The 11,123-nt window shown below is 60.2% G+C and carries 11 protein-coding genes; 6 read left to right on the top strand and 5 right to left on the bottom strand.

Going from position 1 to position 11,123, the window contains the following annotated elements; translation table 11 throughout:
* Positions 1-114 precede the first annotated feature (114 nt).
* Entirely contained in the window at positions 115-693 is a 579-nt protein-coding gene (locus KCG45_RS01880) for a hypothetical protein (RefSeq protein WP_218315450.1), read from the top strand.
* Here the strand turns inward: KCG45_RS01880 and KCG45_RS01875 are convergent.
* Complete coding sequence (locus tag KCG45_RS01875) at positions 686-1,960, bottom strand: 2OG-Fe(II) oxygenase family protein (protein ID WP_218315449.1); 1,275 nt, start codon at positions 1,958-1,960, stop codon at positions 686-688. The two genes, KCG45_RS01880 and KCG45_RS01875, sit on opposite strands and share 8 nt — an antisense overlap.
* Before the next feature lie 160 nt (positions 1,961-2,120).
* Here KCG45_RS01875 and KCG45_RS01870 point away from each other — a divergent pair, with 160 nt between their 5' ends.
* Together KCG45_RS01870 and KCG45_RS01865 are read left to right on the top strand one after the other, a co-directional pair.
* Complete coding sequence (locus KCG45_RS01870) at positions 2,121-3,293, top strand: acetyl-CoA C-acetyltransferase (protein WP_218315448.1); 1,173 nt, start codon at positions 2,121-2,123, stop codon at positions 3,291-3,293.
* Between the two features lie 27 nt (positions 3,294-3,320).
* On the top strand, positions 3,321-4,106 hold the full coding sequence (locus KCG45_RS01865) for an SDR family NAD(P)-dependent oxidoreductase (RefSeq protein WP_218315447.1): 786 nt from the start codon (positions 3,321-3,323) through the stop codon (positions 4,104-4,106).
* Positions 4,107-4,228: 122 nt separating this feature from the next.
* Here the strand turns inward: KCG45_RS01865 and KCG45_RS01860 are convergent, their stop codons facing one another.
* Complete coding sequence (locus KCG45_RS01860) at positions 4,229-4,987, bottom strand: SDR family NAD(P)-dependent oxidoreductase (protein WP_218315446.1); 759 nt, start codon at positions 4,985-4,987, stop codon at positions 4,229-4,231.
* A gap of 106 nt (positions 4,988-5,093) precedes the next feature.
* Between KCG45_RS01860 and KCG45_RS01855 the strand changes: the two genes are divergently transcribed.
* From KCG45_RS01855 to KCG45_RS01845, 3 genes are all read left to right on the top strand, one after another.
* On the top strand, positions 5,094-5,993 hold the full coding sequence (locus tag KCG45_RS01855; protein ID WP_255548002.1) for a LysR family transcriptional regulator: 900 nt from the start codon (positions 5,094-5,096) through the stop codon (positions 5,991-5,993).
* 215 nt (positions 5,994-6,208) lie between these two features.
* A complete protein-coding gene (locus KCG45_RS01850) occupies positions 6,209-7,081 on the top strand; it encodes a crotonase/enoyl-CoA hydratase family protein (protein ID WP_218315444.1) in 873 nt (290 codons plus the stop codon).
* A gap of 72 nt (positions 7,082-7,153) precedes the next feature.
* The gene (locus tag KCG45_RS01845; protein WP_218315443.1) at positions 7,154-7,633 is read left to right on the top strand and encodes a MarR family winged helix-turn-helix transcriptional regulator; all 480 of its coding nucleotides are present in this window, start codon (positions 7,154-7,156) and stop codon (positions 7,631-7,633) included.
* An 82-nt stretch (positions 7,634-7,715) separates the two neighbouring features.
* Here the strand turns inward: KCG45_RS01845 and KCG45_RS01840 are convergent, their stop codons facing one another.
* The 3 genes from KCG45_RS01840 to KCG45_RS01830 all read right to left on the bottom strand — a co-directional run bounded on the left by KCG45_RS01840 (position 7,716) and on the right by KCG45_RS01830 (position 11,119).
* Positions 7,716-8,714 (bottom strand): type II secretion system F family protein, encoded by a 999-nt coding sequence (locus KCG45_RS01840; protein ID WP_218315442.1) that lies wholly within the window; start codon positions 8,712-8,714, stop codon positions 7,716-7,718.
* Between the two features lie 18 nt (positions 8,715-8,732).
* Positions 8,733-9,704, bottom strand: coding sequence for a type II secretion system F family protein (locus KCG45_RS01835; RefSeq protein WP_218315441.1), 972 nt, complete (start codon positions 9,702-9,704; stop codon positions 8,733-8,735).
* 131 nt (positions 9,705-9,835) lie between these two features.
* The gene (locus tag KCG45_RS01830) at positions 9,836-11,119 is read right to left on the bottom strand and encodes a P-loop NTPase family protein (RefSeq protein ID WP_218315440.1); all 1,284 of its coding nucleotides are present in this window, start codon (positions 11,117-11,119) and stop codon (positions 9,836-9,838) included.
* Between the last annotated feature and the right edge of the window lie 4 nt (positions 11,120-11,123).

Genomic DNA, 11,123 nt, shown 5'->3' with positions numbered 1-11,123 from the left:
TCGGTTTGTGCGAAAGCGCGTGGGTTCTTGCAATTCGGACAAAGACCCCGGTAACACATTGCCACACTTGTTGATGGCATTATCGCCGCACTCGGCTTTCGGAGAAATTGAAACATGAATGCGCTTCTTTCGCCAAGGGCTGACCGCACCATAATCGCAGTGGCCGCAGGATTTGCTGCCGTGTGGCTTTCTGCGACGGCTGCCGCCCAACCGGCGCAAGCGCCAACTGACGCCGCCGATGCTCTTGAAACGCCCGAGGTTATCGAAAAGATGTTCGGTTGCCGCGAAATTACCGATGCCGATGCGCGCCTGGCCTGCTTCGACCAAGAGGTCGCGAAAGTGTTCGCAGCTCAGGAGTCGCGAGAACTCGTTCTTGCCGAGCGCGAGCAGATCGTCGAGGCGAAGCGTGGGCTGTTTGGATTGAACTTGCCGAAGATCCGTCTTTTCGGGGGCGGTGAAGGTGACGAGGATGTCAACGAAATCACCGCAACTCTCGCGAGCGCGGAGAAGCTCGGCAATGGCCGCCACATATTCGAGCTGGAAGATGGCGCGCGCTGGATAGAGATCGAGAGCGCGACCGGGTTTCGCAAATTCGGCGCAGGCGACACGATCGTGATCGAGCGAGCTGCTCTCGGAAGCTATAAGGCGAAAGTGAACAACAAGCGCGCAGTGAAAGTGCGCCGGCTCAACTGACCTTTACGTCGAATGCGACTGTCAGGCGCTGGTCCGCGGCTGCGGAGATGAACGGCGTCGTACCGTGGTACATGGTCGATGGGAACAGCGCCAGGTGACAGGGCTTGGGCTTTATGGCCGACAATGCCGGCAGGTCGAGGCCCAGGTCGCGGGGAGGGCGGCCCAATTCAAGCCATCCTTGCCTGTCGATCTCGCTGGAAATCGTTTCCGGGACCGTAAGATAGAGCGCGCTGGAGACAATGCCCGCTGGATGGATATGGGAGGCGTGATGGTCTGACCCGCCGGTAAGCCTGACCGACCACGATCCTGCCAGCGACCATGCCGCCTCGCGATGGCGAAGCAGCGGGTGCTCCCGATCAATCGCCGGGAGGTCGGCGCGATATTCTTCCAGTGCGGCTTCGATCGTGCCTCGCAGTTCGGCGAAAATCGGCTCCGAGCGGTCGAACAGGATGCCGCGGGTCTGGCTGCCACCGCGCAGCGATTGTCCAAGCGGCATCGCCGAAATGTCATGAAGTTTGCGCAATTCTGCAGCGGCGTCGTCAATAAGGTCCGCACGCCCCGCCAAAGATCGAAACTGCACCAAGCCCGTTTGTACATGGAGCCAATCCGCCCGCTCGTTGCCGCTCATGCGCCAAGCGATCCCCAGCAGCGCCCATGCGGCGATATCCCAAGGGTTCTGTTCCAAGACACGGTCGAGCAGCGCTTCGGCCTTACCCGCGTCCTGCGCGCGGAGCCGATGGCGTGCCTCCTGGACCAAGCGCTGGGGTGAGAACGTTGCGAGGGCACTATAGATGACCTCTGCCCGGTCCCACTCGCCCGCCGCCCCCGCATGCGTCGCTTCGAGCAAGGCGAAGTGAGGCTCCTCCGGAAAACGAGCGCGCGCCTCCGCCGCGACATCCGCTGCCTCAGCTGAGCGATCGAGCGAGGCGAGCGCATTGGACAACGCGGCAAGGATGTTCGGATCGCGGGGCTGCTTCGCCGCGGCTTTGGCGTAATGGGAGGCGAAATCCTCATCGCCTACGGCCAGCCGAAATTCGGCAAGCTGGTCTTGCGCCTCGATAAACCCGGGTGCCTGGTCGGCGATTTGCTCCGCGACTATCCGGGCGCCCCTCGCATCGCCGGTAAGTGCGAGCGCGCGCGCCTTGCCCAGCCACAACCTGGCGTTGCCCGGATCGCCCCTGATCGCGCGGTCGAATAGTGTCAAAGCAGCGGGATCGCCGCGTTCAAGCGCTCTCTGGGCGGCGGAGGCAGGATCGCTGTCGGACATGATTGATCGAGCGCTAACCACGCTTGCCGTAGCGACACAAGCGATTGCGGATTGAAACGGGCGCGAAGCCCATCAATTTGGGTTCTTGATTCCGGGCTCTCGCTCACATAGGCGAGTGGCAAACAGCAACGTTTACGTAAACGAGAGGACATCCCCCATCATGCCCACAGCCTATATCGTTGACGCCGTTCGCACTGCCGGCGGCAAACGCGGCGGCCGTCTTGCCGGCGTCCATCCTGTCGACCTTCTTGCCAAATCGCTCGACGCCGTGGTCGAACGCAGCGGGATCGATCCGAAAGCCGTCGATGATGTGGTCACCGGCTGCGTAAGTCAGGCGGGCGAGCAGGCCGGGCAGGTCGGGCGCATGGGTGTGCTCGCCTCGAAACTGCTTCCGCAATCGACTCCCGCCGTCTCGATCGACCGGCAATGCGGATCATCACAGCAGGCAATCCAGTTCGCGGCACAAGCGGTGATGAGCGGCACGCAGGACGTGGTTATTGCGAGCGGCGTCGAAAGCATGACCCGCGTGCCGATGGGCTCGAACATGACACTCCATATGAAGGAGGGGCTGGGCAATTACATGTCACCCGGCGTTATGGAAAAGTACCCTGGCGTACAGTTCAGCCAGTTCATGGGCGCCCAGATGATTGCCGACAAACACGATTTTTCCAAGGATCAGCTCGATAGCTTCGCGCTCGGCAGCCATGCCAAAGCGATCAAGGCCACCGAGACCGGCGCGTTTGAGAAAGAGATTGTCCCGGTAGAAATCGAAACACCCGATGGCGAGGAGATGCACACGGTCGATGAGGGTATCCGCTTCGATGCGACGCTCGAAGGTATCGCCGGGGTCAAGCTGCTCGCGCCCGATGGCAAGATCACCGCGGCGAGCGCCAGCCAGATCTGCGACGGGTCCTCGGCAGTCATGGTCGTTTCGGAAGAAGCGCTGAAACGGCACGGCCTCACGCCAATGGCGCGCATCCACAACCTGACCGTGACAGCGGGCGATCCTGTCATCATGCTCGAAGAGCCGCTGTTCGCGACCGACCGCGCACTTGAACGTGCGGGGATGAAAATCGACGATATCGACCTGTTCGAAGTGAACGAGGCATTCGCACCGGTGCCGCTCGCATGGCTCAAACATACAGGCGCCGATCCGGACCGGCTCAATGTCCATGGCGGCGCGATCGCACTCGGCCATCCGCTGGGCGCTTCGGGAACAAAGCTGATGGCGACGCTGGTCCACGCGCTCCACCGGCACGACAAGAAATACGGGCTTCAGACGATGTGCGAAGGCGGCGGCGTCGCCAACGTCACGATCATCGAGCGCGTTTAACAGACCCACCCAAAGAAGGATTTTTCAATGGAAGTATCATCGAGCACCCCAGCCGTCGTCACTGGCGGGGCATCCGGCCTTGGCGCGGCAACCGCACGCGCTCTTGCAGCCAAAGGCGCGAAAGTCGCGATCTTCGACATGAACGAAGATAAGGGCAACGCCATGGCCGAAGAAATCGGCGGCGTGTTCTGCAAGGTCAATGTGACCAGCGATGACGATGTCGATGCAGGTTTTGCCAAGGCGCGCGATGCCCACGGGCAGGAGCGTATCCTCGTCAACTGCGCCGGTATCGGCAACGCGATCAAGACCGCCAGCCGCGACAAGCAATCGGGCGAGATCAAGCATTTCCCGATCAGCGCGTTCGATTTCGTGATTCAGGTCAACCTAATCGGCACCTTCCGCTGCATCGCCAAGTCGGCTGCCGGGATGATGACGCTCGATCCGATGGGCGATGACGGCGCGCGCGGCGCAATCGTGAACACCGCGTCCGTCGCTGCCGAAGATGGTCAGATCGGTCAGGCCGCCTATTCCGCGTCCAAGGGCGGCGTGGTTGGCATGACCTTGCCGATCGCGCGCGACCTGATGCGCGAAGGCATCCGTGTGAACACCATCCTGCCGGGCATCTTTGAAACCCCGCTGATGAACGCTGCCCCTCCGCAAGTGAAGGAAGCGCTGGCCGCGTCCGTCCCGTTCCCCAAACGCTTGGGCATGCCAGAGGAATACGCGAAACTGGCCATGACCATGATCGAGACCGGCTATTTCAACGGCGAAGACGTGCGTCTCGACGGCGGCATCCGGATGGCACCGCGGTAAGGCTTGCCGCGTTATTATGACGCGGCGCTGCTTACCTGACCCTCACGGTCCGGCGCGAACGCAAAAAATAAGAAAGCCCCCGCTGCCTCTTGGCGGCGGGGGCTTCTTTTTTCGCAGTCCAATCAGAGGCTTTGGCCGCCCGAGATTTCGATGCGTTCGCCCGACATCCAGCGCATTTCATCGGACAGGATCGCGGCAACCGCATCGCCAATCTCCTTGGGTAGGCCGGGACGGCCAAGCGCGGTCATGGCAGAGACGTGGGCGTTCACTTCGGGATTGTCGCGCACCGCACCACCTCCAAAATCGGTCTCAATTGCTCCAGGGGCGAGCGTGTTTACGCGGATACCACGTTCGCCAAGCTCCTTCGCGGCGTAGCGAGCCATCACTTCGACAGCACCCTTCATCGCGGCATAGGCGCCGTATCCGGGCAGGCTGAACCGCGCGAGACCGGTTGAAATGAACAGCACGCGGCCACCTTCGCCGATCATCGGCAGTGCAGCCTGTGTCAGGGCGAGCGGTGCCCGGACATGGAGCCGGTAGAGGCCGTCGAGGGCGGAGAGATCGGTTTCCGCAATCGGCGCATAATGCGCGGCACCTGCATTGTTGACGAGTGCATCCAGAGTATCGCTACCCAAGTCGGCGAGCGATTTGCGCACATCTTCGATGAAGGCAGCAGGGTCGGTTTCCTCCGCGTCGAAAGGCAGCATCACGGCGCGCCCACCGGCGGATGCGGCTTCCTGTACAACCTTTTCGGCTTCTTCTTGCTGCGTGCGGTAAGTGCCGATCACATTCCACCCGCGGCTTGCAAGGGCGAGGGTCATCGCTCGGCCAAGACCACGGCTGGCACCAGTGATAAGGGCTGTCGGGTTGCTCTGTGTCATCTTTATTCTCCTTCGGTTTGAGCCACTTGCGTTGGCGATGAAAGAGATATGAGGGTTCAAGCATGATGCAGCTAGACACATATTTTACATCTGTTAATTGCAGAATATGCATGAAGATGGGTTCGATCATATATTCATCCGGGTCGTTGAGGCGGGCAGCTTGCGCGCGGTTGCGATCGAGCTCGGGATCGATCCTTCTTCGGTCAGTCGCAAAGTCACGGCCTTGGAGGATCGCCTGCAGGCGAAACTGCTCCGGCGATCGACCAAAAGATCGATTCCGACCGAGGCGGGCCGGCGATATTACGAAGGCGTGCGACGTCTGGTGGATGAGCGTATGGCGCTGGAGGCGGACGTTGCCGGCTTGCTCGACGATCCGCGCGGGAAGCTCAGGATCGGGGCGCCGGTCGACTTCGGGGCGCGGTTCGTGGCTCCGGTCATCGCCAAACTGCTGCACGATGCGCCGGATCTCGATATCGAGCTTGTGCTCGGCAGCCGCTTCGACAATCTCACCGAGGCTGGACTTGATATCGTGGTGCGTATCGGGCGACTTTCGGATTCGAGTCTGATCGCGCGCAAAGTGGCCGAAGTGCCGCGCGTAATCGTCGCCTCGGCGGAGTATGCGGACATGCATGGCCTTCCGGAACATCCCTCAGAGCTTGGCGACCACCCCTTTGTATTTTATCGCGGAGGCCAGCGCCGCCTTCCGCTCACGCTTTCTCACGGAAAGAAAAGGCAAAGCGCGGAGGTGACCGGCCGGGTGGCGGCGAACAGCGTTACCGCGATCAAGCAATTGGTGCTTGGAAGCGCTGGCTTGCATCAGGGGCCGCTTTGGGCGTTCGAAAAGGAGGTTTCCTCCGGTCGGATGCGTGTTGTACTCCCGGACTGGGCCGCCGATGCCTTTCCGTTATACCTGGTGAGGCCGCAGACGCCTTACCTACCCGCAAAGGTTCGTGAATTTTCTGATCGGTTCGCGCGGGCCGCCGCCGCTGAACCCTCGCTGGAATAGTTGGCGGCGCGTCCGAAGCGCTTTCGTACAGCGCCTACTGGCGCCTATCGAATTGGTCGATCAAGTTAGCTGTGCGAACGCGATATGGCGGGCGCGATTGACCGATCGGATCGGATCGGGTTTTGTGCTTCAGGACCGCGTAACACGTGGTCCATGTCTCGCGGCCCGCCCGGTTCGATAGCATGACGGGCAGGGCAATAATGGTTGGAGATAGAATGACCGATTACACCCAGATCCTCGTAAACAAGGCTGACGGCGTTGCGACCATCACGCTCAACCGGCCGGACAAGATGAATGCCTATACTCGCACCATGGGAAGCGAGATCATGACGGCGATGGACGATATCGACGCCGATGACGAAGTGCGCGCGGTGATCTTTACCGGTGCGGGTGAACGAGCGTTCTGCGCGGGCGCGGATCTGACGCCGGAAGGGGGAGGCCACGTCTTTTCCGATCCGACCGAGGTCGACGATCTGAGCGATCCGACTGTCCGCGACGGCGGCGGACTGCTGACCCTGCGGCTGTTCGAAAGCAAGAAGCCGCTCATTTCAGCTTGCAACGGCGTGGCCGTCGGCGTCGGTGCGACGATGCAACTCGCCATGGATATCCGTCTTGCGAGTGAAACCGCTCGTTTCGGTTTTGTGTTTGCGCGCCGGGGCATCGTGCCGGAGGCAGCCTCGAGCTGGTTCCTGCCGCGGATTGTCGGGATCAGCCAGGCGCTGGAATGGTGCTATTCAGGCCGTGTCTTCAGCGCTCAGGAAGCCAAGGATGGTGGCCTCATCCGTTCGGTCCACTCGCCGCAGGTGCTTCTGAACGAAGCGCGTGCACTCGCGCAGGAGATCGCGCAAAACACTTCGGCGGTATCTGTGGCGATGACCCGCGCGATGATGTGGCGATTGATGAGCGCTGATCACCCGATGGAAGCACACAAGATCGACAGCCGGGCAATTTACCGCCTGTCGCGCGGTGCGGACGCGAAAGAGGGAATTGCGAGTTTCCTCGAGAAACGGCCTCCGCAGTATCCAGCGAAAGTCAGCGAAGACATGCCCGATTTCTACCCTTGGTGGGACGAGCGACCCTACGAATAGTGTGCGTCCGAGAGAGCTTGCCGCACTGGCGGGCCTTGCCAATCGCGATGGTTTCATGAGAAACCACTTGCGATGAACGACAAGACTACCGAAACCGGCACTGAGTGGAGCCTTTCAGGCTTCCTTCCTTATCAGCTTTCGATCGCGTCCAACGCGGTTAGCGATCTGATCGCGGAGCGATATCGCAAACGCTTCGGGTTGAAGGTTCCGGAATGGAGGATCATGGCGGTGCTGGGCGACGGGACGCAGCGAGCGTGCACGCAGCAGGCGTTGACCCAGGTGACGCGGATGGACAAGGTTGCGGTCAATCGCGCCTGCAAGGTCCTGGAGGAACGCGGTTTGATCCAGCGCGTGCCGAACGAGGCAGACGGCCGCTCGCACCTTCTCGAGCTGACGGAGGAAGGCCGGTCGATCCACCGCGAAGTCATGCCGCTGGCGCTGGCAACCGAACGCGAATTGTTCGACGGCTTCGCCCCTCGAGAACGCGCTCAATTCCGGGATTTGCTCGACCGGATGCATGTGCGCGCGGCTTCGCTAGCGGACAATTCATAGCAAGAAAAAGGGCCGGACAGGCAAACCTGACCGACCCTCTTTACTGTGCGAGCATCGTGCCTCGATGTACCCGCGTAGGCTGTTACTCGCTCAGGAGCGCATCGGAGATCGAGCAGGCCGCAGGGCCGAGGATCACGATGAAAAGCACCGGAAGGATGAACAGGATCAGCGGCACCGTCATGATGGCTGGCAGACGCGCGGCTTTCTCTTCGGCGCGCATCATCCGTTCGTTACGGAATTCGGCCGACAAGACGCGCAGTGCGCTGGCAAGCGGTGTACCGTAACGTTCAGTTTGCACCATGGTGGTGACGACGCCTTTGACCGCTTCGAGATCGACGCGGTATGCGAGGTTGTTGAAGGCGTCGCGGCGTTCATTGAGGAATGAAAGCTCGATTGCGGTGAGGGCAAATTCGTCGCCCAATTCAGGGTAGGCCTGGCCGAGTTCCTTTGCCACGCGATTGAACGCGGCATCGACTGTAAGACCGGCTTCTGCGCAAATAACGAGCAGATCGAGTGCGTCAGGCAGACCTTTCTGGATCTCCTTGGTGCGCTTGTCGGCCTTGTTCTTAAGGAAAAGCTCGGGCCCCTTGTAGGAGAGGAACAGCACCATCGCCATCGCCCCAAGCCGCGTGAAGGGTCCCCAGTCCGGGAACATTTCAGTGACATAGATGGCGACGAAACCGATGGTTCCGAACACGATCGGCAGGATCGCGCGGGCACCGATGATATAGACCGCGAGTTCCTTGTTCCGATATCCGGCATGGGCCAATTTCTGTTGGACCACGTCCAGCTGGCTCTGCTGCAGCACTTTCATGCTGTTCAGCTTTTCTTTGACCTTGTCCGTCTTGTCCGTCTTGCGAACCAGACTGGCGCGCTTTTTAGAGCCTTGAGTGATGATCCCGGCTTTGAGCTCGTCGCGCCGATCGTTGAGCGATTTGACGCGCCTTGCCATTGGGTCCCTGATGGTGACCGCGGCATAGATTGCCAGGATCACCGCAAAGGCGGCGAGGCCTGCCAGCACAGTCCCGACGAGGATAACGTCGAAACCGAGCAGCGTTGGTCCTGCGGGTTGTTGAAGCATGGCTGTGTTCCTTCCCGCTTAGATTTCGAAGTTGACCATTTTGGCCATGATGAAGACGCCGATGCTCATCCACACAAGCCCGCCGAGACCGGCCACGATGAGGCGGTCTTCATAGAAGAAGCCGGCGAGGTAACTTGGGTTCACCATGTATACCATGATGAAGACGACGAATGGCAACGAACCCACGATATAGGCCGAAGCTTTCGATTCCGAGCTCATGGCTCTGATCTTGAGCTTCATTTGCGCACGTTTGCGCAGAACGTCGGCAAGGTTCGAAAGCGTCTCGGCAAGGTTACCGCCCGTCTCGCGCTGAATGGCGAGCGTGATGCAGAAGAAGTTGAATTCCGGAATCCCGAGCCGATTGGCTGTGTCCTGGAGCGAATCCTCCATGGTTTTACCGATCTTGATCCGCTCTACGATGCCCTTGAACTCTTCACCGACGGGGCCGGGAACTTCCTGCGCCACGACCGCAAGCGTTTCTGTCACGGGGAGGCCGGACCTGAGGCCGCGGACAAGCAATTCGATCGCATCGGGAAACTTCTCATTGAAAGCGCCTGTGCGCTTCTTGATGAAAAAGCCCAGAACGAGGTGTGGAAGTCCTGCGCCGATAAAAAGTCCGACGCCGAGCGAAAGTAGAAAAGCCCCCGATTGCAGGAAAACTGCCATGGCCACCACGACGGCGAGACCGCCTGACGCGTAGGCATACTGCGTCAGTGTCCACTTCTTGCCGCTGCGATCCAGACGTATCTCAAGGGCCTCGACACGCGAACTTGATCCCGCAATGCGGTGGGCCTTCGGCCTTCGCGCAGCGATAGCTTTCTTAAGCTGGGATTCGACCTTGGTGTCGGTGCTTTCGGAATGGCGGTAACGCAATGCATCGAGGCGGCGTTTCTGCGCCTTGCCCGCACCGGAACCTGTGGCGATCAGATAGCCCACGACGATCACGGCGAATATAGCGCCGGTAACGAGCAGTGTTTGGGTAAAGTCCATACTATTGCTTTCCGCCAAGATCCTACATTGCGCCGCACCAGTCGCGGCTTGGCCTGCGAGCCTTTATCGGGGCTCACCGCGCGATCCGTATCTGCAGAGCAGATTACGGATCGCGCGGTGAAAGACGCAGCCTATTCAGCCGCTTCTTTCACTTCGGCCTTGTCCTTTTTCGCCAGTAGCGACTTCAGATCGAACCCGCCGAGCAGCGACTTTTTCTCTTCGCTGACCGATGCGAGGTCCTCCTCGCTTGCGCCCATGATCCGTTCGCCGATCTGACGAATGACCGAGCTCGCTTTGCTCGACCGATTGGCATCCACGAAAACCTGACCCAGTTTTGCCGCGTTGGTTGCAGCTTTAACGTCGTATGGGATCACGAAGTCGATCTTGCGCTCGATCGAGGCCTCGAAGTCGGCCTTGCTGATTTCGGCAACACCCGATTGCACCTTGTTGGCGACGATCATCGGATGCGCATGTGCCGCATTGGTTTTGAGCCATGACAGCACGCGGATCGTATCACGTGCAGATGCGAGCGTGAGTTCGCAGGTCAAAACGACCAGGTTCACGTCGGCAAGCAAGTGCGGGAAGTTGATCAGCATATTACGCGGCATGTCGATGACGGTCATTTCGAACGCCTGGCGGAATTCTTCCTCCAGCTGAACGAATGCGGCGCCATCGGTCATCAGCGGCTGGCTGATCGGTGCTTCTGCCGAAAGTATCGACAGCTTCTCATTGGCGCGCGTCATTGCGCGCTCGATGAAGAGTCCGTCGATACGGCTTGGATTGTCGATCGCGTCGGTCAGGCCGCGGCCTGGCTCCAGATCGAGCGCAAGCGCGCCCGTACCGAAGTGGATGTCGAGATCCAGCAGGGCCGTCGGCGAATCGTGTTCGCTGCTGAACAGCCAAGCAAGCGAGGTTGCCAGTGTCGAAGCGCCCGCGCCGCCGCGTGTGCCTACAATCGCAGTCGAGATGTGCTTCTTGACCGCGTCGCCATCACCCGCCTTGGGCGATGTAAAGACGGCAAGCGCCTGATTAAGAGCGTCGTGCACCTGCTGGGCGTTCAGAGGCTTCAGCAGATAGTCGTGGATCCCGCTCGCGATAAGATCGCGGTAGAGGCGGACATCGTTAACTTGCCCGATAGCGATCACGACCGTTCCAGGCTCGCAGACTTCTGCCAAGGCGTTGATGTCGTTCAGCGGATCTCCGCTTTCCGACAGGTCGACGACCAGGATTGCAGGGCTCGCGCTGACCGAAAGCGACTGGATCGCATTGCGGAGGCCACCTTTGTTGCACTTCTCGGTTTGCCAGCCCATCTCGATGACGACCGGACGCAAAACGTCGAGGGCGGCATCGTCGCAGATGTAAGCTGCAAACGCGTCACGATTTCCGGGCAGGCCCGATTTCCAGGGAGCGTTCATGATT

The organism is Erythrobacter ani, from assembly GCF_019204025.1.
Classification (GTDB): domain Bacteria; phylum Pseudomonadota; class Alphaproteobacteria; order Sphingomonadales; family Sphingomonadaceae; genus Erythrobacter; species Erythrobacter ani.
Note: the sequence above shows the minus strand (reverse complement) of the source record. Positions and strands in the feature narration are given on the sequence as shown.